This window comes from Marinobacterium sp. xm-d-579, assembly GCF_013282935.1.
Taxonomy (GTDB): domain Bacteria; phylum Pseudomonadota; class Gammaproteobacteria; order Pseudomonadales; family Balneatricaceae; genus Marinobacterium_E.
This window is the reverse complement of the sequence record NZ_WBYP01000001.1, coordinates 88,772-114,693: the sequence shown is the minus strand read 5'-3', so window position 1 is coordinate 114,693 and position 25,922 is coordinate 88,772. Positions and strand designations below refer to the sequence as shown.

Below are 25,922 nucleotides of genomic sequence, written 5' to 3'. Positions count from 1 at the left end.
TGATCAAGACGATCAAGAAAATGATCGCAGGGACCCCCGTCGACAAGCGACCGCAATATACCAGGACGACAAAACCATTGCTTCTGGTTCCTGTCAGTCAAGATCAAGGATCAAGCGCTCTTCCGATCAGTCGTTCGGGGTGGCTAGTCGGATCGTGGCTCACTCAGAGAATCAAGGGCAAGGACCTATTCCTGACCAGCACCCGCAAAGAACTGGGTTATCGCTGAGCCATCGGTAATCTTTCTAAAAAGTGGAGATATCTATGACAATACAGGGCCATTCATTCCGATCAGGACTGTTTTTTCTCCAACTCTTGTTTCCGCTGGAGATGGCGAGTGCACAAGAAACTCGCGAACCACTTCCAGTACAGATTGTGTCAGTTGAGCCAGCTGCCGATGAACGTGAATTATCAATAGTGGGCGAAGTTGAAGCCCGCGAACTGTTGAACGCATCCTTTCCCGCATCTGGGCGCATTGTGGAACTCTATGTAGATCGAGGTGATCATGTAACCAAGGGTATGACGCTCGCCCGGATAGATTCAACTCTCCAGGAACAGGTACTTCGATCTGCGGAAGCAGCTTTGGACACTGCACGCGCAAACAGGCAAAAAGCGAAAGAGGATGCTGATCGACATGAGAGGCTTTTTGTAAACGGTACAGTCCCAAGAAGTGCACGGGATGTTGCTGTCGATGAGCTACTCGCTGCAACGGCGGCGGTGAAGCAGGCAGAGGCAAATCTCGACAGCGCACAACAGATACTCAAAGACACGATTCTTGTGTCACCCGCCAATGCCACCGTTACGGAGAAACTTGCCAATTTAGGGCAAGTCGTCGCGAACGCTCAGACGGTATTGGAACTTGCGATCGAGAACCGATATGACGCGGTTTTTCGGCTTCCCGAAACTCTATTGGCGATTCCACCAGAAGCTCGGCCCAAGCAAGTATCACTGACCTCACTCGATAAGCCCGACGATGGGATTGTTGGTACTATTCAATTGATCTCGCCTCTTGTCGATACGACGACGGGAACTGTCAAGGTCACCGTGACAATGCCGGGACTGCCTGAGGGGCTGCAACTCGGCGATTCTATAATTGGGACTGTTAAATGGACCGACGCGCCTCAAATTGTGCTGCCGTGGGCCTCACTAACAGTCCAGGAGGGAAAACCTGCGGTTTGGGTAGTAGCTCCCGACACATACAAGGTATCGCTTCGCCAGATTGAGGTCCAGCGATACGAAACGGAAAGGATCTTAATCCAGGGTGGATTGGCTGAGGGCGATTTGGTCGTCGGGTACGGAGCTAACCTGTTGTATCCGGATCGAACCGTTCGAGCCGTGGGGGATAAATGATGCGATACATCTCAGTCCTTTTCCTGCTCTTTGCGCTTACAGGGTGTGAGAAAGAACAACATGAAATACTTAACGCACGCCCTGTGGTCTCTGAGATTGTAATCCAACAGGCGGGTTTGCAGAGCAGTTATACTGGCAGAGTTTTGGCCCAGACTGAAACCGATCTCGGTTTTCCGATTTCCGGTACTTTGAAAACACGCCCGGTACAGGTAGGGAATGTTGTGCCGGTTGGGGCCTTGCTCGCTCAGATTGACCCCGAAAATCTGGACGCTTCAGTGCGCGCCGCAAGGGCTGGGGTAGAAGTGGCAAAGGCTTATCTCAACACAGCCGTAGAAGCCGCAAGCCGTGTGGACCAATTGGTTGCCAAAGGCATTGATACCATATCGAAGGCTCAGGCAGCGAAAGCTACTCTCGTCGCCGCCGAGGCCACTCTTATTCAGGCACAGGCGAAGTTGCGCCAGGCTGAAGAGCGCCGTGAATTTGCTGAACTAACGACAACTCACGAAGCGGTTGTGACTCAAGTTTATGCTGAACCCGGTGCTGTCCTGACCGCTGGTCAGCCAGTCGTCCGGTTGGCATCAATCGGAGAGAAAGAAGTGATCATAGACTTGTCCGAAGAGGATGCCGCTGCGCTGGTTCCTGGAGCTGAATTTCGAGTGCGGCTCTTGGCGGCACCGACGATTTCCACTAAAGCCCTGTTCCGCGCTTTCGATCCGGTTGTTGACAGTGCGACACGCACTCGCCGTTTGCATTTGACCTTGGATATGGCGACACCTGATGACTTTCGCCTCGGGGCCGTGGTGCAAGTTGACCCCGTTCATGGAACACAGCCACAGCTTACAATACCTGTGAGCGCGATCCTGAATAAGGAGCCTGCTGCCGTATGGGTTATTAGCACTGAGGATCGGCAAGCTGAGTTGGTGCCAGTGACGCTTGGTTCTCAATATGGTGATCGTGTGGTCGTCAGCTCTGGTCTGCAAGACGGTCAGGAAGTGATTGTAAAAGGCGTTAACACTATCAAGGACGGGCAGCAGATTGGCCCGCGTGTGAGTAAATGAAAAAATTTAATCTTTCCGACTGGGCACTGAGCCACCGTTCTTTTGTGTGGTTTTTGATGATCGTCAGCTTGGTCGCGGGAATAATGGCCTACAATTCAATCGGGCGAGAAGAAGATCCGAACTTCGCAATCAAGACAATGATCATCTCGGCTTCGCTGCCGGGTGCCTCAATCGACGATACTGTCCATCAGGTCACTGATCGTGTCGAAGAAAAACTGAAAGAACTACCCGAGCTCGATTTTACCCGTACCATCACACGCCCGGGTACTGCTATTATCTATGTAAATTTGCTACCGACCACGAAGCCCAAGGAACTCCCGCGTCTTTGGCAGAAGGTACGCAATATGATGGCTGATATCCGAGGCGACTTTCCAGCAGAATTCCAAGGATTTAAGTTTAACGACGACTTTGGTGATGTCTTTGGTATTGTTTATGCGTTCACTGCTGACGGTTTCACTCCCCGAGAAGTGCGTGACTATGCGAAACAGGTCAAACGAAGCCTGCAAGCGTTACCCGACACCGGAAAGGTCGATTTAATCGGAACTCAGGAAGAGGTAATCTCTCTCGAATTTTCCTCCCAGAAATTGGCCGCGCTCGGCCTTAATAAGCAGGCTGTCTTGGCGACCTTGCAAGCACAGAATGCCATACTGCTATCGGGAACGATCAATGCCGGGCCCGAGACGGTACTTGTGCGTACGTCTGGCCAATTTTCGGATGTCGAAAGCCTTGCCGCAGTTAACTTGCGTGTTGGTGACCGTTTCTTTCGCCTGACCGACGTTGCAAGCATCCATCGGGGATACAAAAATCCACCATCTGAACTCTTTCGTTACAACGGTAAATCCTCGATTGGTCTGGCCATCGGCATGAAGCCCGGTGCCAACGTGATTCAATTCGGAGAAGAGGTATCTCGTATGGTTTCCGGGTTGGAGCAGTCGCTGCCAATCGGCGTTTCGATCCATAAGGTTGCCAATCAACCCCAAGTCGCGGAGGAAGCCGTTAGTGGGTTTATACGAGCCCTTTTCGAAGCGGTGGCCATTGTATTGATCGTCAGCTTCGTTAGCCTTGGGCTGCGCGCGGGACTGGTGGTGTCGGTTACTATTCCGCTGGTTCTCGCAATCACGTTTTTGGTGATGAATTACAGTGGTATTTCGCTACAGAGGATTTCACTGGGAGCGTTAATCATTGCGCTGGGTCTGCTGGTCGATGATGCAATGATCGCGATCGAAACGATGATATCGAGGTTAGAGAAGGGGGACAGCCTCACCAAAGCTGCGTCTTACGCCTGGACATCGATCGCCTTTCCGATGCTGACGGGTACACTGGTCACCACGGCTGGTTTTATTCCGGTCGGTCTGAACAATTCCAATGCAGGAGAGTATACGTTCTCACTTTTTGTCGTTATCGCCGTGTCGCTGATCGTCAGTTGGATCGCCGCGGTCTTATTCGCGCCGCTTCTTGGGGTAACAATGCTACCGAAGAACTGGGCGCATAACGACGCGACTCCGGGGCTCGCACGCCGTGCGTTCCATTCAGTTCTCCGTGGTGCGATGCGGTTTCGCTGGCTCACGATCGGCCTGACAGTGGCTGCGTTCGCGGTGTCGCTTCTCGGCATGAGATTTGTCGAACAACAGTTCTTTCCAACATCAGATCGGCCTGAGCTGATTGTTGACATAACTCTACCTGACAATGCGACTATCGCGAGCACTCAGGCCGTGATGGATCGTATCGACGCAAGTCTAGCTGAAGACCCCGACAAACTTTTTTGGGCATCGTACTTGGGCACTGGAGCTCCCCGATTTGTTTTGTCCTTTGATGTCCAAACGCCAAGCGCCAACATGGGGCAGATCGTAATCCAAACCCCTTCCGTCGAAGCACGGGATCGTCTGAAGGCAAAAATTGAAGCGATGGAGGAAGACTTCCCTGGGATCGATATCTATGTGAAGTTTCTGGAAGTTGGCCCACCAGTTGGGCGCCCGGTACAGTATCGGCTCAGCGGGCCCGATGCGAATGTCCTTCGCGATAAGGCGCGCGAACTCGCCGCTCTTCTGTCAGCCGATACCCGTCTAGACAGTATCGTCTTTGACTGGAGCGAACCAGGGAGGGTGATTCGGGTTGATATTTTGCAGGACAAACTACGTCTTCTTGGTCTCACTGCCCAGGATGTCGCCTCCGTTCTACAAACAGTCTACTCCGGGCAGAACATCACGCAACTCAGGGATGACACCTATCTTGTTGATATTCAGGCACGGGGCGACAATAACTCGCGCAACACTATTGAAGCCCTGAATGAATTGCAGTTTTCATCCCTCAACGGGGATTCCATCCCACTCTCGTCGGTCGCACTTATCCGTTACGACATCGAGGCACCGGTGATTTATCAGCGCGACCAAATGCCGACAATCACGGTAAGCGCAGCCATCAATGGGTCCGAACAACCGGCGACGCTGGTCAATGCGTTGAGTGCAAAGATCAATGATTTTGCGTCCAAACTGCCGATTGCCTATCAGGTGAAAATCGGCGGTGCGGTTGAATCGAGCGCCGAATCCCAAGCTCCGATTGCAGCTGTGGTGCCTTTGATGATGTTGATCATGCTAACGCTGGTCATGGCCCAGATGCAGAGCTTCCGGCTGACATTCATCGTGTTTTGTGCCGCGCCACTTGGGCTCATTGGTGTGGTTGCCGCCTTGCTGCCCACTGGAGCGCCATTAGGCTTCGTGGCCATTCTTGGCGTCCTGGCGCTAATAGGTATTTTGATCCGTAATTCGATCATCCTGGTAGAGGAAATCGAGGCACTGCACCATTCTGGACAAAGTCGCTGGCAGGCTGTGTTTCACGCTTCTGACAGTCGCGCTAGACCGATCATGCTGACTGCCGCGGCGGCTAGCCTGGCACTGATCCCCATTGCCCGTGAGATATTCTGGGGCCCAATGGCTATCGCGATGATGGGTGGAATTATCGTCGGCACAGTGGTCACGCTTGTCTTTGTTCCCGCCCTATACCTCGCTGTGTTCAGGGTTACGCCGGAAACCTGATTGGAATTTATGCTTAATAACAGGGGTAAGTCCAAATGGGCACTTAGTTCAGTTGACTGCAACGCCAATATTTGTGAGTAAGCGCCCTTGATATTTGCCCCGGTCATCCGGGGCCGATATTTGAAAGCAAATATATTTCGACCGCCATATTTAACCAGTTGATTTCAATCGCTTCTGCAAACCTAAGACGGCACTTGAGAGGTACGCTTCCAACGGGCAGCCAAAGACAATATCGGCTCTCACAGAGAGCCAGAGCGGCAATTGTCCTGATTCAATGGAAATGCCCCGGTACGCTTAAATCAGCTGGATGGCCCCGAGATGGGAGTGTTCAGACACAAAATGCGGTTTCAGAGAACCAGTTTTTTTCTGAAATGACGGATGAAAGGAGATTTGAAATCTATATAGGATTCCATATCCTCATGCACCATTAATTCGAGTTTCTAAGAAAGCTGATTACTTGCAGTGTTTACAAGACATCTGATAAGTCTCGATAGTACCCGTTCGGTCCGGATCATGAGAACGTCTGCTATTCGAAATTCGTCAAGCGTGCCTTTCGTCCTCAATGTGCGCTTAGCCGCCATCTCCCGGTCGGTTCCAAATGACCCCTAAGTGCCGTTAGTCGTCATCATTAACGCGCATAGCTCTGGTCATCCAGTTGTGCAAGGCATTAAGTGGATAGCCATTACCATAGCCTTGCCCAACACTTTGAACACTCCAGCCACCTAGTTGGTCTATAAGTTCTGAAGGTGCATCTGATGCTCTCAATCTATCTCTAAAACTGTGGCGTAGTCCGTGAATAACAGCGTCCTTTCCTACAATTGTTTTTATCCACTTATTCAATGCGGCGCTTGCTGAGTTTGTTTTACATTCATCTTGGTTTGCATATCTCGGGAAGCAAAACTCATTTAAGTGGCACTCTAAGAGTCGTTTAGCAGCCCACAATGAACAACCTACCAATGGAATAACTCTAGCGCTAGCAAAGGTCTTTAGAGGCCTGTGTGGGTGCTTTTGGATTATGATATGCGGTGTTTCTGTTTCAAGGATAATATCCGTTCTAAGAAGCCCTACAGCCTCTCCTAGGCGTATACCTGTGTCACTGATGAGAGCTATGAGATGTCTTAGGTCATCATCTAAAACCATGCATTCCTGTTGAATCTTTTGGATGCTATTTAATGGAATAGGTAGGCGTTTTTGCTTCTCACTATCATTAGCAAGGTAAACACCTTGGAAGGCGTTATTACACTAAAGTCCAAGCTCATTAATTGCAAAAGACACAACAGCTTTAATACACGCGAAATTACGCTGAATGGAACTCATTTGAAGCCCACGATCAAGCAGCCAGTCTCTTAGTTTTGATGCGTCTGCTGTTGTGTATTGGTCTAAGCGGCGAATTCCCAAACATTCCTTCAGGTAGCCAATAGCTCTCTTGGTGTGGCTAAAGAAATACTTTCCTTTGCTCCGTCCTTTAATTGAAAGGTAAGTCTCCATAGCTTCATCTATTGTAGGAAGAGTGGAGTCCAGATTCGTGGTTGCTTGAGATGTCAGTAGGTGAGCTGCAGGCACGTTCATCTCCTTTAAACGCAGACCTAGCCAGTAGTCATCTAAGCGAGATGAAAGCAGTTTAGATGCTGTTGCTGCTCGTTTAGAGGATTTGGTACGAAGGCTCTGAACAATCCTTGAAGACTTGTAGTGATGTCTAAGATCGCTAGGAACAGCTCTAGAAAAATAATAGATAGAGTCTTTAACGAAGGTGTACGAAGGATGCTTTTGTGTATACGCCATTGTCTACTCCTGGGACGCGGATCATGAGGATTCGCAAGGAAAACAATGGGATACCTTAAGGGATCTCAAGGTTTCTAAAGTGTCTCTCTGTAATCTATACCAAAATTAAATGGTACCGATGGTCGGACTCGAACCGACACGCTTTATAGGCAACGGATTTTGAATCCGTCGTGTCTACCAATTCCACCACACCGGCAGAGAGTGTGGCGCATTATAAGCGGGTTTCAGAATAGGTCAATCTTCTGTGACGTTTTTAAGTAGATTTTGTTAATATTTGCGCCCCGCAATTTTAACGCTCGGTATCTATGAAGCTTAGTGATTTTGATTTTGATCTGCCTGAAGAGTTGATCGCACACTTCCCGTTAGAACAACGTACCGCCAGTCGCCTGTTGCAGGTCGATGGGAATACGGGTGAACGTGTGCATGGCTCGTTTGGCGACATTCTCGATCTGGTCGAACCTGGTGATCTGATGGTCTTTAACGATACTCGGGTAATTCCGGCACGTCTGTTTGGGCAGAAGGAGAGTGGCGGTAAGGTTGAGTTGTTGGTAGAGCGTGTCATCGGTGAGAAGCGTGCCCTTGTCCATCTGCGTGCCAGTCGTACTCCAAAAGAGGGCGCTAAACTGCAGTTCGAAGGGGGTATAAACGCAGAGGTCGTAGGTCGTGAAAATGGCCTGTTCGATCTGCAGTTTGATATTGACGAGTCGATCATTGAAGCGCTAGAGCGTGTTGGCCACATGCCATTGCCGCCATATATCAAACGTGAGGACCAACTCTCTGACCGTGAACGTTATCAGACTGTTTACAACAAAAAGCCAGGGGCTGTCGCAGCGCCAACTGCTGGTCTGCACTTTGATGATGAGTTGATCGCTAAGTTAGAAGCCAAAGGTGTAGAGCGTGCGTTTGTCACTCTGCATGTCGGCGCGGGTACCTTTCGTCCGGTTAAGGTGGATAACATTAAGACCCATGAGATGCATGCCGAGTACATCGAGGTCGATCAATCGGTATGTGATGCGGTAAACGCGGCCAAGGCTAGAGGTAATCGAGTCATTGCGGTGGGCACGACCAGTGTGCGCTCGCTTGAATCAGCAGCCCAATCAGGGCGTATTGAGCCAACCTTTGGCGATACGCAGATCTTTATCTACCCAGGCTATCAATACAAAGTGGTGGATGCTCTGGTCACCAATTTCCACCTTCCGGAGTCGACACTGTTGATGTTGGTCTCTGCGTTTGCGGGGTATGAAACGACCATGGCGGCTTATGAAGAGGCCGTTGAGCAGAAATATCGATTTTTTAGTTACGGTGATGCGATGTTCTTAACGCGCAACACCCAAGGTTAAGCAGGAAAGTAGATGAGCCGTCACTGTTTTATGAAATTTGAGACGATTACGAGCGAAGGTAAAGCGCGTCGTGGTCGTTTGACCTTCCCGCGTGGTGAGGTCGAAACCCCTGCATTTATGCCTGTGGGTACCTATGGAACCGTCAAGGGCATGCTGCCGCGTGATGTCGAGGCGACAGGTGCTCATATCTTATTGGGTAATACATTCCACCTGATGTTACGTCCTGGTACCGATCTGATCGAACTTCATGGCGATCTTCACGACTTTATGCAGTGGGATAAACCGATACTGACTGACTCAGGCGGCTTCCAGGTATTTAGCCTAGGTAAAATGCGCAAGATCACAGAAGAGGGCGTCTCTTTTCAATCGCCTGTGAATGGTGACAAGGTCTTTGTCAGCCCCGAAGTCTCGATGGAAGTACAGCGCAAGCTAGGGTCTGACATCGTTATGATTTTTGATGAGTGTACACCTTACCCTGCCACTGAGCAGGAGGCGGCTGACTCTATGCGTCTCTCTCTGCGATGGGCACAGCGATCTAAAGATGCGCACGGTGACAGTCCCTCGGCGTTGTTCGGTATTGTGCAGGGTGGTATGTATGAACACCTGCGTGATGAATCTCTAGAGGGGCTCACCAATATTGGCTTTGACGGCTATGCCATTGGTGGTCTGTCGGTGGGTGAGCCTAAGCATGAGATGATCAAAGTGTTGGATCATTTGGCTCATAAGATGCCGGAAGATAAGCCACGTTATCTGATGGGTGTGGGCAAGCCTGAAGATTTGGTGGAAGGGGTGCGTCGTGGGGTTGATATGTTCGATTGTGTCATGCCAACTCGAAATGCACGAAACGGCTTTTTATTTACCCGTGAAGGGGTTGTAAAAATCCGTAACTCGTCCCATAAAACAGATATTGGACCAGTGGATGCGGAGTGCGGTTGTTACACCTGTCAGAACTTCAGTCGATCTTACCTGCACCACCTTGATAAGTGTGGCGAGATTCTGGGCTCGCAGTTGAATACGATTCACAACTTGCACTACTACCAAGACTTGATGGCAGGTTTGCGTGGAGCCCTTGAACAGGGTACATTGACCGCCTTCGTAGATGAGTTCTACCGTCGACGTGGCATGGAAACGCCAGCGTTGGCTGAATGACTTAAATAAACTTATATAAATGATGTTACAGGAGTGCTTTTAATGAGCTTCTTTATTTCACCTGCTTACGCTGAAGGTGCAGCTGGTGCTACCGATCCAGGTATGTTTAACCTTATTTTCCTACTGGGTTTCGGTTTGATCTTCTACTTCTTCATGTGGCGCCCACAAGCAAAACGTCAGAAGGAGCATAAAGCACTGGTATCTGGTCTTGCTAAAGGTGATGAAGTGATCACCGCTGGCGGTATCATCGGTAAGGTTGTTCGTGTGTCTGACGACTACATTGCACTTGAAGTATCAGAAGGTGTTGAGCTTAAGTTCCAGAAGACTCACGTTGCGTCTGAACTGCCAAAAGGCACTATTAAAGGTATTTAATCGACCTTGCTTACAGCGCTGTTACTGAACGGTAACGGCGCTTTTCTGTTTTTAAAAGGATGGGCCTGTAATGCTCAATCGTTTTCCTCTTTGGAAAAGCTTGATGATTGTTGTGACACTTTTGTTCGCAGCTATCTACGCTATGCCAAACCTATACCCTGACGACTTTGCGGTTCAAGTGTCGGGTTCCAAACAAGATTTTAAAGTGGATGATCGCACTCTTGCTCGCGTGACGGCTGCTCTGGATAATAACCAGATCGAGTACAAATCGCTTGAAGCAGAAGAGGGTAAAGGTCTGATCCGCTTTGCCGATGGTGATGCTCAGCTACGTGGCCGTGAAGTGATCGGCCGTATCCTGGGTGAAAATTACACCGTAGCTTTAAACCTAGCACCCACGACACCTAGCTGGCTGACAGACATCGGTGCCGGCCCAATGAAACTGGGTCTGGACCTTCGTGGTGGTGTCCACTTCCTGCTAGAAGTGGATATGGTGACTGCCGTCTCTCAGCGTCTTGAAGTGTACGTCAGTGAGATCAAATCTAACCTGCGTAAAGAGCGTCTGCGTTACCGTCAGGTAGAGACTCTGGATGATGGTACGCTAGCGGTTCGCTTTGCCGATGCTGCTACGCGTGATGAGGCCTCTTCGCTACTCAGAAAGAGCTACCAGGAGTTTTTGATCACTGATCTGGATGAAGAGGACTACTCGAGCCTGCAGATCTCTTTGAGTGAGCAGACACTGCGTGATATTGAAGATTATGCCGTTAAGCAGAACCTGACAACGCTGCGTAACCGTGTCAACGAACTGGGTGTGGCTGAGCCGCTGGTACAGCGCCAAGGTCGTAACCGTATCGTGGTTCAGTTGCCGGGTATTCAGGATGCGGCCGCCGCTAAACGTATCATTGGTAAAACCGCTAACCTTGAGTTCCGTCTAGAAGCAAAACCTGACACCTCTCGTGCGCTGACTGAGACCTACTCATTCCGTTCAGATGAGAACCGTAAAGCGAACCTTGAACGTGATGTCATCATTACCGGCTCTAGCGTCTCTAATGCGCAGTCGAACTTCGATGAGAACGGCATGCCTCAGGTATCAATCAGCCTTGATTCCAAAGGGGGACAGCTGATGAACCGCACGACGCGTGATGCTATTCAACGTCGCATGGCGGTTCTGTTTGTCGAGTTTAAAGCGCGTATGGTGACTGAGACGGTTGATGGTCAGCAGGTTGAAAAACGTGTGCCATACGTTGAGAAGAAGATCATCTCCCTTGCAACGATTCAGAGTGCGTTGGGCTCTAGTTTCCGTATTACCGGTCTAGATAACCCGCAAGAAGCGTCTGAGCTGGCGCTGTTGCTGCGCGCTGGTGCACTAGCAGCACCTATCTACTTCGTCGAAGAGCGTACCGTAGGTCCATCGATGGGTGCTGAAAACATCGAGCTTGGTTTGACGTCCGTTCAAATCGGTTTCGCTGTGGTGATGCTCTTTATGCTGGCTTACTACCGTGTATTTGGTTTAATCGCCAACATTGCATTGACACTTAACCTGGTGATGCTGGTGTCGGTTATGTCGATTCTATCGGCCACTCTGACCCTGCCGGGTATCGCGGGCATTGTTTTGACCGTCGGTATGGCGGTAGATGCCAACGTGCTGATCTTTGAGCGCATCAAAGAGGAGCTTAAAGTCGGCATGCCGGTGCAGTCAGCGATTCACTCCGGTTTTGCACGTGCCTTCACAACGATTTTGGATGCCAACGTCACGACATTGATCGCAGCGTTGATCCTATTTGCGATGGGTACGGGGCCGGTGAAAGGGTTCGCGATTACACTGTCAGTCGGTATTTTGACCTCAATGTTTACAGCCATCCTTGTGACTCGCCTGATGGTGAATCTGGTGTATGGCCGCAAACAACTTAAGTCGATCAAGCTGTAAGGGGGTCTAGAGATGTCAGAAGTTCACAAACTCTATAATTTCATGGGCCTACGCAAGGCCCTTGGTATCTTCTCGATCGTTTTGATGATCGCATCAGTCGCGTCATTAGCGGTTAACGGTCTTCGCTTTGGTCTCGACTTCACAGGCGGTAGCTTGGTTGAAGTGGGCTATGAAGAGTCAGCGGATCTGAACCTTATTCGTCAGCAGCTGTCGACGGCGGGTTATGAAGATGCCGTCGTGCAAAACTTTGGGTCTAGTACCGATGTGTTAATCCGCTTGGGTGAGACGCACGACCCTAAGTTGGGTGACAAAGTAGTTGAGGCGCTAAAAGCCGATGGTTCTGCTGTCGAGTTGCGTCGTAACGAGTATGTCGGTGCTCAGGTCGGTGAAGAGCTTCGCGAGCAGGGCGGCTTAGGCATGCTGCTGGCGCTCGCGATGATCATGGTCTACCTTGCTTTCCGTTTCCAATTTAAGTTCTCTCTTGGTGCTGTTCTGGCCTTGGTTCACGACGTGACCATCGTGCTCGGCTTCTTCTCGATCATGCAGTTGGATTTCGATCTAACGGTCTTGGCGGCGGTGCTTGCGGTGATCGGTTACTCGTTGAACGATACGATTGTTGTCTATGACCGTATCCGTGAAAACTTCCGCATCATGCGTAAAGGTGGTCCACTTGAGATAATGAACAGCTCGCTGTCGCAGACGTTGAGCCGTACATTGGTGACCTCTTTAACCACGGCGCTCGTATTGGTTGCGCTGTTGGTCTTCGGTGGTGAGACCATCCGTGGCTTTGCGATTGCGCTGCTGGCGGGTGTTGTGATTGGTACCTACTCTTCAATCTATGTCGCAGCGAATCTGCTTTTGGCACTCAAGATTACGAAGGAGGATCTGATTCCTCCGCCTAAAGAAGAGTCAGAAATAGACGAAATGCCCTAAGGTTAAAGCCGGCTCTTGATGCCGGCTTTTTTATTTCAGGTTAATATGACTGAAACACTATTATGGATTGGATGATTAATGAGTAAACAGTGGCGCGATAACGACCCCAACGCACAGGAAGAGGCGGGTAAATACGACCGACCTGTGCCCAGTCGAGACTACATTATTGAGTTTCTTCGAAAGTGGGGGGCTCCTATAAGCCATGCGCACCTTTGTGCCGAGCTAAAGCTCAGTCATCCTGATGATATTGAAGCGGTGCGTCGCCGTTTGATCGCAATGTGCCGTGATGGGCAGTTGATATCGGATCGTCGCAATCAATTCGGTTTGATCGAGAAGATGGATCTGATTCCTGGTCGTGTCATTGGTCACCGAGATGGCTTTGGCTTTGTTAAGCCCGATGCGGGCGGTGATGATCTGTTTATCAGTGCTCGCCAGATGAAACAGCTATTCGATGGCGACCGCGTTCTCGTTCAAGAGATCGGCTCTGATCATCGAGGCCGACCTGAAGGTAAAGTTATCGAGCTGCTAGAACGCCCTTTGAAAAAGGTCGTGGGACGTTTTGATGGGGAGAATGGCTTCGGTTCACTGATTCCAGAGAACCAACGCATTACCAATCAGATTGTGGTGATGCCGGATCCTGATAAAGATCTTAAATACGAAGATGGTCAGCTGATTGTTGTTGAGTTGGTTCAACAACCGGATAAGCGCCACCCTGCGCGCGCTAAAGTGGTTGAAGTGCTGGGTGATCACTTGGCGCCGGGGATGGAGATTCAAGTTGCCATTCATAACCACGACATTCCCAATGAATGGAATGCCGGCGTTCATCAAGAGATCGGTGATTTAACACCGGAAGTTCGGGAAGAGGACAAGACCAATCGTGTCGATCTGCGTGATCTTCCGTTTGTTACGATTGATGGTGAAGATGCTCGCGATTTTGATGATGCTGTATACGCTGAGAAGAAGCGTATGGGTGGCTGGCGCCTATGGGTTGCAATTGCCGATGTCTCTTACTACGTTAAACCGAACAGCGAGCTGGATAAAGAGGCGGTTAAACGTGGTAACTCTGTCTACTTTCCAGAGTATGTTGTGCCGATGCTGCCTGAGCTGTTATCCAACGGACTCTGTTCGCTGAATCCCAACGTTGATCGTTTGGCGATGGTTTGTAAGCTCAATATTAAACGAGATGGATCTATCGGTGATGCAGAGTTTTTTGAAGGGATCATAAACTCTAAAGCCCGTCTGACCTACACCAAAGTGGGTGCTATGTTGGATCGTGATGATGATTCTGCTGACGCTGAGTTGTGGCGTGATCAATACAAACAAGTGCTACCTCATCTTCAGACGCTTCATGGGTTGTTCCACCGGCTTCGTGAAGCGCGCGATGATCGGGGTGCGATCGATTTCGATACCACCGAAACACGCATCGTCTTTAGTGATGAGCGTAAGATTCAGAACATAGTACCCGTGACACGTAATGATGCGCATAAGCTCATCGAAGAGTGTATGTTGGCTGCCAATGTGGCAACGGCTAAGTTCCTAGCGAAGCGTAAAAAGCCTGCGATCTACCGTATCCATGACGGCCCTAAAGAGCAGCGTCTGGAAAACCTGCGTGCCTTTTTGGGGGAGTTGGGTCTGGCGTTGCCGGGCGGTGATTCACCGGAGCCTAAGGACTATCTAAAACTGGCGTCGGCGATCGAAAATCGCCCAGATCGACACATTATCCAAACCATGATGCTTCGCTCGATGCAGCAGGCTGTGTATAGCCCTGATAATCATGGTCACTTTGGTTTGGCGTATGAGGAGTACACTCACTTTACCTCACCGATTCGACGTTACCCTGACCTGCTTGTCCACCGTATGATTCGATCAGCGATTCACGAAGATAAGAAGATTAAAGGGGTAGCGAGACCGGATGGTTTTGTACGCAACCCAAGCTTTGTCATGAACTACAGTGCAGAGCAGATGCTGCAATTCGGTGAACACTGCTCGATGACCGAGCGTCGTGCCGATGAGGCGACTCGTGACGTGATCTCTTGGCTGAAGTGTGAGTACATGCAGAGCCAGATTGGTGAAGAGTTCACTGGCGTTGTCTCTGCGGTAACAGGCTTTGGTGTGTTTGTTGAGTTGGATGATCTTTTTGTCGATGGTCTCGTTCATATCACCAGTCTACCAAGTGATTACTACCAGTTCGAAGCGGGCAAGCAGCGTTTGATCGGCGAACGTACAAGACGCGTCTTTAAGCTAGGCGATCGATTAGGCGTGCGCGTTGCACAGGTCAATCTGGATGAGCGCAAGATTGATTTCGAACTGCTCGATTCAGAGAAAAATAAACCGACGAAAAAACCATCAGTCCGAGAGCGTTTGGCCATGGGGCTGTTTGATCAGAAAGGTAAGGGCGGTGCTAAATCAGGTGCGCGCGGAAAGGGTTCAGGCTCTGGGCGTTCAAGCGGTGGTCGTTCAGGCGGCGGCTCTGGTGAAAAGTTTGGCGGTAAGACAGCCAGCAAAAGCCGTGGAGCAAAAAAGAGCGGCGCGTCTAAGCGCAAGCGCTCTTAACTGGGTATAATCGCATACAGCTTTCTTTGACTCGAGTAAGAGAATGAACGAACTGATTTTGTTGACCTTGTCTGGTTCCGATAAACCGGGCGTCACCGCGGGTATTACTACGATTTTGGCTAAATACGATGTTGAGGTTCTAGACATCGGTCAAGCAGTCATTCACAACACCCTATCCCTAGGTTTACTGTTAAAAGTACCTCATGAGGCTGAATCTTCACCGCTGCTGCGTGATCTGCTGTTCAAAGCGCACGAGATGAACATGGTGCCGCGCTTTGAACCGGTCACTCTAGAAGAGTACCAAAGCTGGGTCGGTGCACAGGGTAAGTCACGTCATATCATCACTCTGCTAGCGCGACGCATTTCGGCTGAGCATATCGCCAAAGTAACTGAGGTGGCTGCGCGCTACGATCTTAATATCGATAACATCTCACGCCTATCTGGCCGCGTCTCGATTGAAGAGGTTGAAGAGGAGAGCAGTAAAGCCTGTGTCGAGTTCTCTGTCCGTGATATGTCTGCGGATGAAGCTGAAGTGCGTGCGACTCTGCTAACTTTGGCATCAGAGCTGGGCGTAGATATCGCCTTTCAGCGTGACGACATCTATCGTCGTAACCGTCGTCTGGTGGTGTTCGATATGGACTCGACCCTCATTGAAGCTGAAGTCATCGATGAGCTGGCCAAAGAGGCTGGTGTCGGCGAGCAAGTTTCAGAGATTACCGAAGCAGCTATGCGCGGTGAGATCGACTTTAATGAGAGCTTTAAGCGTCGTGTGGCATTGCTAGAGGGTTTGGATGAGTCAGTCCTTGAAGGCATCGCTCAGCGCCTGAAAATGACTGAAGGAGCCGAGCAGTTGATGTCACAGCTTAAACGCACTGGATATAAGACCGCGATCCTTTCAGGTGGCTTTACCTATTTTGCCAAGTTCCTGCAGAAGCGTTTAGGTTTTGATTACATTCACGCCAATGAGCTCGACATCCAAGATGGCAAAGTGACCGGTAAAGTGGTCGGTACGGTAGTCAATGGTGAGCGTAAAGCGGAGCTGCTGCGTGAGATTGCTGCCAAAGAGGGTGTCTCTCTAGAACAGACCATCGCAGTGGGGGATGGTGCAAACGACCTGCCAATGCTCTCTATCGCGGGCTTGGGTATTGCATTTAGAGCTAAACCTCTAGTGCGCGAGAATGCTAAGCAGTCGATCAGCACCCTGGGCCTAGATGGCATTCTCTACCTGATTGGATTCCGCGATCGGGATGTGTGATTGAGCGTCTGAATCAAAAAACCTCGCTTCGGCGAGGTTTTTTGTTGAAGCATCTCTTAAAGAGGTCGCGATCAATACCCAGAAAATCGCCTCATCTGCGATAAGGCTCCAACAATGCTAAAGTCACTAGTGTTTAGTTTTAACTGTTGGAGCGTCCTTGAAAAGGTCGCGATCAATACCTAGAAAATCGCCTCATCTGCGATAAGGCTCCAACAATGCTAAAGTCATTAGTGTTTAGTTTTAACTGTTGGAGCGTCCTTGAAAAGGTCGCGATGGAAATATGAGATTGATGTGGTGATGAAGCAGTATTACTCAAAAAAATGGCAGGGGTAGCAGGACTCGAACCTGCGCATGGGAGGATCAAAACCTCCTGCCTTACCACTTGGCTATACCCCTAGAATGGTGGCAATGACGGGATTCGAACCTGTGACCCACGCATTATGAATGCGTTGCTCTAACCAACTGAGCTACATTGCCATGCTTGAAAGACTTAGATGGCAGGGGTAGCAGGACTCGAACCTGCGCATGGGAGGATCAAAACCTCCTGCCTTACCACTTGGCTATACCCCTAGATGGTGGCAATGACGGGATTCGAACCTGTGACCCACGCATTATGAATGCGTTGCTCTAACCAACTGAGCTACATTGCCATCTTTCAAGGCCGCGAATTATTCCTTCTATAGGCTTCTATGTCAATAGAATCTAAGGGAAAAACCCCAAATCGGCCTGATAAAATTGTGAATCGATCAATCGCTGATCAATTCACAAATTTTCGTTTTAAACGTTGAAACGGAAGTGGATAACGTCGCCATCTTTGACGATGTAATCTTTACCTTCTAGGCGAGCTTTACCCGCCTCTTTAGCGCCTTTTTCACCCTTATATTCGATGAAATCATCGTAGCTGATCGTCTCAGCGCGGATGAAGCCTTTTTCGAAATCGGTGTGGATGACGCCTGCAGCCTGTGGCGCGGTAGCGCCGATCTTGACGGTCCAAGCGCGGACCTCTTTAACACCGGCTGTGAAGTAGGTTTGCAGACCCAGTAGCTGGTAACCAGCGCGAATCACACGATCCAAGCCGGGCTCTTCCATGCCCATGTCTTGTAGAAACTCAAGGCGCTCGTCATCTTCCAGTTCAGAGATTTCAGACTCTAGCTTGTTACAGATCGCAACGACTTCAGCGTTCTCATTAGCGGCAAATTCACGAACCGCATCTAGATGAGGGTTATCTTCAAAGCCCTCTTCAGAGACGTTAGCGATGTACATAGTCGGTTTAGTCGTCAGTAGGTGGAATCCCTTCGTTAGCTTCTGCTCGTCGTCAGAGAGCTCTAGGGAGCGAACTGGCTGACCTTCTGATAGGTGAGGGATCAGTTTTTCCAGCAGGGCTTTCTGTGCCACTGCCTCTTTGTCACCGCCTTTAGCTGAACGTTGCACACGCTGTAGCTGCTTCTCACAGGACTCTAGATCTGACAGAGCCAACTCAAGGTTGATTGTCTCAATGTCTTCTAGTGGGTGGATGCGGTTAGCGACGTGGATGACGTTCTCATCTTCGAAACAGCGAACCACGTGTGCAATGGCATCCGTTTCACGAATGTTAGCAAGGAATTTGTTACCAAGACCTTCGCCTTTAGAGGCGCCTGCTACCAAGCCTGCAATGTCAACAAACTCCATCGTGGTTGGCAAGATGCGCTCTGGGTTTACGATCTCCGCCAGTGCGTTTAGGCGTGGATCTGGCATAGGCACGATGCCTGAGTTCGGCTCGATTGTACAGAATGGGAAGTTCTCTGCATCGATACCCGCTTTAGTAAGCGCGTTAAAGAGCGTTGATTTGCCGACGTTTGGTAGGCCGACGATGCCACATTTAAATCCCATGATACTGTCCTATTTCGCTGATGCGTTAAAACTGTGAAGTGTGTTCATTGCTTTTGCATGATCCCCTGAGACAATCATCGGGATGTATCTCAACGTTTCATCAATCGCCTGTTGGGTAGAGTCGCGTTCAGCAATCGGTGCTTTGCGCAGAACAAATCCTGCAACTTGTTGAGCGCTGCCAGGATGTCCAATACCTAAACGGAGGCGGTAAAAATCTTTGTTATTGCCCATGCTGGCAATAATGTCGCGTAAACCATTGTGTCCACCGTGACCGCCGCCTTTTTTTAGACGTGATACACCCGGTGGTAGATCCAGCTCATCGTGAGCGACCAAAATGGATTGAACGGGAATCTTGAAAAAGTTCGCAAGTGCTGCAACGGCTTTGCCAGACCGATTCATAAAGGTCGTGGGGACCAATAGATGAACGGGTTGTCCGTTGATTAAGATCTTGCTGTAGAGCCCAAAGTAGTTCTTGTTGGGCAGAAGAGGTGAACTGTGTTGAGCAGCGAGCTGCTCAACCAGTTCTGCACCAGCGTTATGGCGTGTTTCGTGGTACTCAGCACCTGGGTTGCCTAGTCCGACAATGAGGCTGATACCTTCCATAAGCTGGCGCGTATTAGGCTATTAGCCTGCTACTTTAGCACCGCGTGGTGAGTAACAGTAACCGATGCCTTGGTCGTGGTCTTCGCCGCGACGTAGAGCAACGATTTCAACACCTTCTGGCAGAGCGATGTCTGAAAGGTGAGCAATCTGACCAGTCTGGATCTGAGAAAGGTCACAAGATACTGACTCAGGAAGGTCTTTAGCTAGACAAGTTACTTCTACAACAGCTGTTTCTGCAGCGAATTTAGCAGATGCTTTAGCAGCCGCTGATTTTTCGAAGTTAACGAACTGAAGTGGTACGCGGATCTTGATGCGCTGGTTGTCATCGATGCGCTGGAAGTCAGCGTGAAGAACAACAGGCTTCGCTGGGTGACGCTGTAGATCTTTGATGATTACAACAGTCTTAGTACCGTCTAGGTCTAGCGCGATTGGCGATGAGTAGAACGCATCGTTTTGCAGTGCTTTACTTAGTTCGTTTGCGCTTAGGCTGATGCTCTGTGGCTCAGCTGAACCGTAAACGATTGCTGGTACTTGGCCGGCGCGACGCAGGCGGCGGCTCGCACCTTTCCCCTGATCTTCGCGGGCAGTTACATTTAGAGTGAAGTTAGACATTTTATATACCTATATAAATTTAAAAACTGCAGGGACCCGCGACCAGATCTCTACAGCTTTGTTTGCCCCGAAGGGCGTTTAGTGAGCCGAAGCTCTTAAAATCAGCTGTTCTTAACGGAACATCGCGCTGATTGATTCTTCGTTGCAGACACGGCGTACCGCTTCTGCCAACATGGGTGCCAGTGAAAGTTGGCGAATTTTGCTACAACCTTTCGCGGCTTCGCTTAGTGGGATGCTGTCAGTTACAACCATCTCATCAAGCTGAGAATTTGCAATGTTATCAATGGCTGGGCCAGAGAAAACCGGGTGTGTGATGTAAGAGACAACGCGTTTCGCGCCTTTCTCTTTCAATGCAGCAGCTGCTTTACACAGCGTACCTGCTGTATCACACATGTCATCAACAAGAATACAAGTACGACCTTCAACGTCACCGATCAGATTCATAACCTGTGATTCATTCGCACGCTCACGACGCTTATCGATAATCGCAAGATCCGTATCAAGCTGTTTAGCGACTGCGCGAGCACGAACAACACCACCGATGTCTGGTGATACAACCACAACATCGTCATAGTTCTGGTCGTTAATGTCGTCTAGAAGAACAGGTGAGCCGTAGACGTTATCAACAGGGATGTCGAAGAAGCCCTGGATCTGGTCTGCGTGCAGATCTACGGTCAAAACGCGGTCAACGCCTACGTTGGTTAGCATGGTTGCCACAACTTTAGCGCTGATTGGTACACGCGCTGAACGCGGACGACGATCCTGACGAGCGTAACCGAAGTAAGGAATTACCGCTGTGATACGTGTTGCTGACGCACGACGGATAGCATCAATGAAGACCATAAGCTCCATTAGGTTGTCGTTTGTCGGTGCGCAGGTCGACTGCACGATGAAAACGTCTTTACCGCGAACGTTCTCTTGAATCTCTACACTTACTTCACCATCGCTGAAGCGGGATACTGTCGCTTGGCCAAGATCCAAATCTAGGCGCTCTGCTACACGTTCTGCCAATGCTGGGTTTGCATTGCCAGTAAATACCATCATCTTAGACACGTCGTAGTCCTGCTCTTTGTCAAAAGAAATGTATGATGAAGTCGTTTGTTGAGGATCTGTCATCGTAATTAATGGCAGGGGTAGCAGGACTCGAACCTACGAATGCTGGAATCAGAATCCAGTGCCTTACCAACTTGGCTATACCCCTAGCGCTCTCCAGTGGTTTCCCACTAAATTTAAGAGGCGCATATTTTAAATTAGAGGCGCTATAAATCAACCCCTGTTGACTGTTTTTTACACAGAATCAGTGTGGGAATTGCCAGTTGGAGATGATTAACGTGACATCCAGTTGAGTGTGACTCATTTTGAGCTTGCGCGGTGCTGTCTTGCCACTACTGAGTGTCGTTTGTGCGAGCGTACTGATCTGCCAGTCGTTTTGCAGAAATTGCCCAGGCTCTTTTGCAACGAAGGGTTGTCTTGGATCGGGTCTGCCTTGAATCCAGTAGAGGGCATGATTTACTGGAAGTTGCCAGCCCAATAACTCCTGCATCAAGGCTTCGGCTGAATCTGCTACGTAGCTCTGTTGATCGTCCGTTTCGAGCTTTGCAAAACGATCATTGCCGGTCAGTCTCATGACCTGGCGGCCAAAGGGGTCGATCAGCGCTAGGTCAAACGTCTGTTGGTTTTGGGTCCAGTTAAAGCGGGCGCTTTCGCTGATCTGATCTCCGCGTACACCGAGTTTTCCGCTCACACTAAAGGAGAGGTGAACGGGTTCAGTCAGCGGTTGCACAGGAATAGGTTTAGGTTTTGTTATGCACCCGCTTAGATACGCGATTGAGCTGATCAGTATAAAAAGTTTTACAAGCTGTTTAGCCACTGCTCGGCCTCAAGGGTATGACGGTTTTCAGGGTGATCTTGAAGCAGAGTGTCCAGTAATGTCTTGGCTTCGTCAATCCGTTCCAATTTGGCCAGCACCTGAATGTAGTGTTTAGCGACCTCTGGGTCGGGAAAGGCCTTAAAGGCTTGTTCGATGTAGATCAGAGCTTCTTGATAGTTATTTGATAGATAAAACGCCCACCCCATAGAGTCGATGACTGCTGGATCGTCCGGGGTTGACTGGTAAGCCTCTTTAATCAGGTTAAATGCCCTCTCAAAATCGTCTGAATAGAGCAGCATTGAGTAGCCTAGAGCATTCTTAAGGCTTGGGTTCTCTTCATCCAATGAGAGTGCTAGTTCAAGGTTGATCAGCATCTGCTCAGGATCGATCGGTTCAAAAGCGATCGCTTTCGCATAAATGAGCGAGTTGGCTTGTGGAACAATTTTTAGCTGTTCGTCGATCAGATCGATCGCCTCTTGGTTGCGTTGTTGATCGAGTAACCATTCGGCGGCGATGCGGGTCAAAGGCTCTATACGTTCTGGATCTTGTTTGATGAGCGTCGCTAGGCGCACCTCTAACTCACTGCTAGATGTTGCTGGATCAATGAGCTCTAAGGTTCTTGCAAAAGCGTTTAGTAGATTGTCACCTGATTTAACCTTGCCGTAAGCGTTCAGAGCCGCTTCGGTGTTGCCACGCTGTTGCTCGATGGCTCCTTTGTAGAGGTAGATATCGCTGTTCTCTGGATCCATGGCAATCAGGCGGTCTATCCAACGCTCAGCCGGGTCGAGCAATTCGTTTTCCAGCAGTAGCAGTGCGTAGTAGTAGATCAGTTGTGGATCTTCATTACTCTCGTTGATGGCCGACTCAACTAGGTTAGGGACTTGATCTGGGCTCTCTATTAGAAGCAGTCGAATTTGGAAAGCCTGAAGCTCTCTGTGGTCTGTATGCTCTATTAGTGCAGGCTGCATGAGATCCAGTGCGCGTGGGATCTCTTCAAGGTCGATGCCAATGATGCGTGCCTTATCCAAAGTTAGATCGGCATTATTAGGATCAATGGCCAGCCCCTGATCAAGTAGATCAATGGCCTTGTTGGGTTGCTGAAGTGAGCGTTGGATGCGCGCTTGAAGCAGAATATTGGATAGCTTTTGTTGTTGCTCTGGCCCTAGATGCTGAAGGAGATCGAACAGTGCATTGAGTTCCGTGGGTTGTAAGGTTGCACGGTGGCTTTCGATCAGGCCATAAGTCTCAGCACTAAATTCGGAACGGCTTGCTAGGAGCTCCAACGCTTGATCGATTTTGCCCTCTTGAAAGTAGAGGTTAAGCAAAATTTGAAAGGGTAAGGCTTTGTTTGGATCGAGCGTTTGCCATAGTGTTGCCGACTGCTCGACAAGCTCTGCATCACGCATGAATTGTGAAATGCGAGTAGCGCGTTCAGCCAGTTCAGGGCTTTGCGAGAGTTGTGCTTGCTTGTAAAAAAGTGCTTGGGATTGAGCAAAGTCCCGATTCTGACCATAGAGCTCAGCGCTGATCAAATCTAGCAAAGACTCTTGGTTAAGTTCGCCCGGTGTATAGATGGTAGTCGAGTCGGCGCTTTTAAGTTCTGCCTGCTCTGAAGGGCTGTTTGGTTTTGTAGGAGTACAACCCGCTAGAAGAGCCGAAAGGGCCAATGCACTGAATAATGTCGATCTCAAATCTCAACTCCTAGGTTACCAATCTCATCACTATAGAAAACCGATCGGGTGTTGTCATGTGTATAAGCTGCAAAACAGAACAAAAACAGTGGTCTAGGTCTTATTAGACTAGTCTTTACCGTGTATTATTAGCGACCTGTAATATTTAGGTACAAAAGGGATTCATGTCTTTACTCGCTTTAGGGATTAACCATAAAACCGCTCCGGTTGAGATCAGGGAGCGTGTCTCCTTTGCGCCCGAGTCTTTGGTTGACGCTGTAAAGCAAGCCTGTGAAGAGGCCGCACTTGAAGAGGTGGCTATACTCTCTACCTGTAACCGTACTGAGTTGTACTGCCGTTTAGAGGGTGATGGATCAGATCAGTTGCTCAACTGGTTGGCTAGCTATCACCAGGTCGATAAGTCACAACTCGCCAACTGTATCTATGAGCACTGGGATTTAGGTGCTGCACGTCACATGATGCGTGTCGCATCGGGTTTGGACTCCTTAGTGTTGGGCGAACCTCAAATCCTTGGGCAGTTGAAAGACTCATACTCTGTTTCGCAAGAGGCGGGACGAGCGCATGCAGAGTTAGGTCGACTCTTTAGACAGACTTTTTCTGTGGCCAAACAGGTTCGAACCGAGACCAGTATTGGACAGAACCCAGTCTCTGTTGCCTATGCGTCGGTCAGCTTGGCGCAGCACATTTTTGCCGATTTGGCGGATAGCCGAGCGCTACTGATTGGTGCCGGTGAAACCATCGAGCTGGTGGCTCGACACCTGAAAAATGCTGGAATCAAATCGATTACCATCGCGAACCGAACGCTATCACGTGCTCTGGCATTGGCTGATGAGGTAGATGGTAAAGCGGTTGAGTTTGCCTCTATCCCTGATGAGCTTCCTAACGCGGATATCGTGATTACCTCTACGGCATCGCAGTTGCCTATTTTGGGTAAAGGCAGTGTTGAGCGCGCGCTCAAGGTTCGTCGTCACCGCCCTATGTTTATGGTGGATATTGCCGTTCCTCGTGACATCGAAGCCGAGGTGGGCGATCTTGAAGATGTGTATCTTTACACCGTCGATGATCTGACGGAGGTTATCGAAGAGAATCAGCGCTCACGTCAGGAGGCCGCACAAGAGGCCGAGGCGATCATTGAACAAGGTGCTGAACTTTTCATGCGTCAATTGCGTGAGCTAGATGCCGTCGATACATTGACTGCTCTTCGACAACAGCAGATGAGCATAGCCGATGAAGAGCTAGAGAAAGCACTGTCGCAACTGCAAAATGGAAAGTCGCCTGAAGAGGTGCTCAAGCGTCTAGCGAATGGTTTAACCAACAAGTTTTTACACGAGCCAAGTGTGCAGTTGCGCAAAGCGTCTGCCGAGGGTCGTGACGATCTGCAGCGATCGGTTCAAGAGCTGTTTCAACTCAATCCGCAATCGAAAGATTAGCGCCGGAAATTTAAGATGAAAGAATCCATACGTCAGCGACTGGAGTCGTTGGTTGATCGTTTTGAAGAGCTGTCTGCTCTGCTGAGCGATCCGAGTGTTATTAGCAATCAAGATCAGTTCCGTGATTACTCACGTGAATATTCCGATTTAGAGCCCATCGTCGCCACGTTTAATCAGTGGAATCAGGCAAAAGAGGATCAAGAGACCGCGCTTCTGATGATGGAAGAGGACGACGCTGATCTAAAAGAGATGGCGCAAGAGGAGTTTAAAGAGGCGAAAGCCTTAGAAGAGCAGCTTGATGCCGATCTGCAAATTTTGATGCTGCCAAAAGACCCTAATGATGGTCGTAACGTCTTTCTTGAAATTCGAGCGGGAACCGGTGGTGATGAGGCGGCTATTTTTGCCGGTGATCTGTTCCGAATGTACTCACGCTATGCCGAGAAGATCGGTTGGCGGGTAGAGGTCATCAGTGCGAATGAAGGTGAGCACGGCGGTTACAAAGAGATCATCACTCGTGTTATCGGCGATGCCGTTTACTCTCGACTGAAGTTCGAATCGGGTGCGCACCGTGTACAACGTGTACCTGAAACCGAATCCCAAGGACGCATCCACACGTCGGCCTGTACCGTTGCCGTTATGCCTGAGATGGATGAGTCGGCAGAGATCGATATCAACAAAGCGGACCTGCGTGTTGATACCTTCCGTGCGTCCGGTGCCGGTGGTCAGCACGTCAACAAAACAGATTCCGCAATCCGTATTACGCACATCCCAACAGGTGTAGTGGTTGAGTGTCAGGAGGAGCGTTCGCAGCACAAAAACCGTGCTAAAGCGATGGCACTGCTCGCCTCACGTCTGCAGCAGGCAGAGATCGATAAGGTGCAAGCGGAACAGGCCAGTGCCCGTAAAAGCTTGGTTGGATCGGGCGATCGTTCAGAACGTATTCGTACCTACAACTACCCTCAGGGTCGTCTAACCGATCACCGTATCAACCTGACCCTCTACAAGCTAAATGAGGTGATGCAGGGTGATATGGATGAGGTTCTCAATACGCTAATGCAGGAGTATCAGGCAGAGCAGCTAACGGCACTGTCTGACGATTAA

20 protein-coding genes and 6 tRNA genes are annotated in these 25,922 nt (G+C 49.8%); 12 read left to right on the top strand and 14 right to left on the bottom strand.

Going from position 1 to position 25,922, the window contains the following annotated elements; translation table 11 throughout:
- Window positions 1–262 precede the first annotated feature (262 nt).
- The 3 genes from XMD579_RS00590 to XMD579_RS00580 are packed head-to-tail and all read left to right on the top strand — an operon-like array spanning window position 263 to window position 5,438.
- Window positions 263–1,348 (top strand): efflux RND transporter periplasmic adaptor subunit, encoded by a 1,086-nt coding sequence (locus tag XMD579_RS00590; protein ID WP_173505635.1) that lies wholly within the window; start codon window positions 263–265, stop codon window positions 1,346–1,348.
- A complete protein-coding gene (locus XMD579_RS00585) occupies window positions 1,345–2,406 on the top strand; it encodes an efflux RND transporter periplasmic adaptor subunit (protein WP_173505634.1) in 1,062 nt (353 codons plus the stop codon). The genes XMD579_RS00590 and XMD579_RS00585 overlap by 4 nt, the downstream gene beginning before the upstream one ends.
- Entirely contained in the window at window positions 2,403–5,438 is a 3,036-nt protein-coding gene (locus XMD579_RS00580) for an efflux RND transporter permease subunit (RefSeq protein WP_173505633.1), read from the top strand. Before XMD579_RS00585 ends, XMD579_RS00580 begins: the two co-directional genes overlap by 4 nt.
- Window positions 5,439–6,053: 615 nt before the next feature.
- On the opposite strand, the gene XMD579_RS11275 is transcribed toward XMD579_RS00580, so the two are convergent.
- The 3 genes from XMD579_RS11275 to XMD579_RS00570 form a co-directional block, all read right to left on the bottom strand.
- Window positions 6,054–6,593, bottom strand: coding sequence for a tyrosine-type recombinase/integrase (locus XMD579_RS11275; protein WP_371815174.1), 540 nt, complete (start codon window positions 6,591–6,593; stop codon window positions 6,054–6,056).
- 87 nt (window positions 6,594–6,680) lie between these two features.
- Window positions 6,681–7,220, bottom strand: coding sequence for a DUF6538 domain-containing protein (locus tag XMD579_RS11270; protein WP_217364059.1), 540 nt, complete (start codon window positions 7,218–7,220; stop codon window positions 6,681–6,683).
- Window positions 7,221–7,330: 110 nt separating this feature from the next.
- Window positions 7,331–7,416 (bottom strand) — tRNA-Leu (locus tag XMD579_RS00570).
- Between the two features lie 109 nt (window positions 7,417–7,525).
- Here XMD579_RS00570 and queA point away from each other — a divergent pair.
- From queA to serB, 7 genes are all read left to right on the top strand, one after another.
- Window positions 7,526–8,560 (top strand): tRNA preQ1(34) S-adenosylmethionine ribosyltransferase-isomerase QueA, encoded by a 1,035-nt coding sequence (queA, locus tag XMD579_RS00565; protein ID WP_173488631.1) that lies wholly within the window; start codon window positions 7,526–7,528, stop codon window positions 8,558–8,560.
- Between the two features lie 30 nt (window positions 8,561–8,590).
- The gene (gene tgt / locus XMD579_RS00560) at window positions 8,591–9,709 is read left to right on the top strand and encodes a tRNA guanosine(34) transglycosylase Tgt (protein WP_173483636.1); all 1,119 of its coding nucleotides are present in this window, start codon (window positions 8,591–8,593) and stop codon (window positions 9,707–9,709) included.
- A 42-nt stretch (window positions 9,710–9,751) separates the two neighbouring features.
- Window positions 9,752–10,081: a preprotein translocase subunit YajC gene (gene yajC, locus XMD579_RS00555; protein WP_173480633.1), complete on the top strand. Its 330-nt coding sequence runs from the start codon at window positions 9,752–9,754 to the stop codon at window positions 10,079–10,081.
- Between the two features lie 70 nt (window positions 10,082–10,151).
- On the top strand, window positions 10,152–12,005 hold the full coding sequence (gene secD, locus XMD579_RS00550; RefSeq protein WP_173495047.1) for a protein translocase subunit SecD: 1,854 nt from the start codon (window positions 10,152–10,154) through the stop codon (window positions 12,003–12,005).
- Between the two features lie 12 nt (window positions 12,006–12,017).
- Window positions 12,018–12,938, top strand: a complete 921-nt coding sequence (gene secF, locus XMD579_RS00545) for a protein translocase subunit SecF (RefSeq protein WP_173495048.1) — start codon at window positions 12,018–12,020, stop codon at window positions 12,936–12,938.
- A gap of 78 nt (window positions 12,939–13,016) precedes the next feature.
- Window positions 13,017–15,491, top strand: coding sequence for a ribonuclease R (gene rnr / locus XMD579_RS00540; RefSeq protein WP_173495049.1), 2,475 nt, complete (start codon window positions 13,017–13,019; stop codon window positions 15,489–15,491).
- A gap of 43 nt (window positions 15,492–15,534) precedes the next feature.
- Window positions 15,535–16,746 (top strand): phosphoserine phosphatase SerB, encoded by a 1,212-nt coding sequence (gene serB, locus XMD579_RS00535; protein ID WP_173505632.1) that lies wholly within the window; start codon window positions 15,535–15,537, stop codon window positions 16,744–16,746.
- 321 nt (window positions 16,747–17,067) lie between these two features.
- Here serB and XMD579_RS00530 read toward each other — a convergent pair.
- The 11 genes from XMD579_RS00530 to XMD579_RS00480 form a co-directional block, all read right to left on the bottom strand.
- Window positions 17,068–17,142: transfer RNA gene (locus tag XMD579_RS00530), tRNA-Gln, on the bottom strand.
- A gap of 4 nt (window positions 17,143–17,146) precedes the next feature.
- Window positions 17,147–17,223 (bottom strand) — tRNA-Met (locus tag XMD579_RS00525).
- Between the two features lie 18 nt (window positions 17,224–17,241).
- A tRNA-Gln gene (locus tag XMD579_RS00520) sits at window positions 17,242–17,316 on the bottom strand.
- Between the two features lie 3 nt (window positions 17,317–17,319).
- Window positions 17,320–17,396 (bottom strand) — tRNA-Met (locus XMD579_RS00515).
- A gap of 127 nt (window positions 17,397–17,523) precedes the next feature.
- On the bottom strand, window positions 17,524–18,615 hold the full coding sequence (ychF, locus tag XMD579_RS00510) for a redox-regulated ATPase YchF (protein WP_173495051.1): 1,092 nt from the start codon (window positions 18,613–18,615) through the stop codon (window positions 17,524–17,526).
- 9 nt (window positions 18,616–18,624) lie between these two features.
- Window positions 18,625–19,218 carry an aminoacyl-tRNA hydrolase gene (pth, locus tag XMD579_RS00505; protein ID WP_173495052.1) on the bottom strand — a complete coding sequence of 198 codons (594 nt, stop codon included), beginning with the start codon at window positions 19,216–19,218 and terminating at the stop codon, window positions 18,625–18,627.
- A gap of 21 nt (window positions 19,219–19,239) precedes the next feature.
- The gene (locus tag XMD579_RS00500) at window positions 19,240–19,830 is read right to left on the bottom strand and encodes a 50S ribosomal protein L25/general stress protein Ctc (RefSeq protein WP_173480640.1); all 591 of its coding nucleotides are present in this window, start codon (window positions 19,828–19,830) and stop codon (window positions 19,240–19,242) included.
- Between the two features lie 111 nt (window positions 19,831–19,941).
- Window positions 19,942–20,883 carry a ribose-phosphate pyrophosphokinase gene (locus tag XMD579_RS00495; protein WP_173480641.1) on the bottom strand — a complete coding sequence of 314 codons (942 nt, stop codon included), beginning with the start codon at window positions 20,881–20,883 and terminating at the stop codon, window positions 19,942–19,944.
- A gap of 72 nt (window positions 20,884–20,955) precedes the next feature.
- Window positions 20,956–21,031: transfer RNA gene (locus tag XMD579_RS00490), tRNA-Gln, on the bottom strand.
- Window positions 21,032–21,127: 96 nt separating this feature from the next.
- On the bottom strand, window positions 21,128–21,700 hold the full coding sequence (lolB, locus tag XMD579_RS00485) for a lipoprotein insertase outer membrane protein LolB (protein ID WP_173505631.1): 573 nt from the start codon (window positions 21,698–21,700) through the stop codon (window positions 21,128–21,130).
- A complete protein-coding gene (locus XMD579_RS00480; protein WP_173505630.1) occupies window positions 21,682–23,391 on the bottom strand; it encodes a tetratricopeptide repeat protein in 1,710 nt (569 codons plus the stop codon). Before XMD579_RS00480 ends, lolB begins: the two co-directional genes overlap by 19 nt.
- Before the next feature lie 164 nt (window positions 23,392–23,555).
- Here XMD579_RS00480 and hemA point away from each other — a divergent pair, with 164 nt between their 5' ends.
- Window positions 23,556–24,821: a glutamyl-tRNA reductase gene (gene hemA / locus XMD579_RS00475; protein ID WP_173480644.1), complete on the top strand. Its 1,266-nt coding sequence runs from the start codon at window positions 23,556–23,558 to the stop codon at window positions 24,819–24,821.
- Between the two features lie 15 nt (window positions 24,822–24,836).
- The gene (gene prfA, locus XMD579_RS00470) at window positions 24,837–25,922 is read left to right on the top strand and encodes a peptide chain release factor 1 (protein ID WP_173480645.1); all 1,086 of its coding nucleotides are present in this window, start codon (window positions 24,837–24,839) and stop codon (window positions 25,920–25,922) included.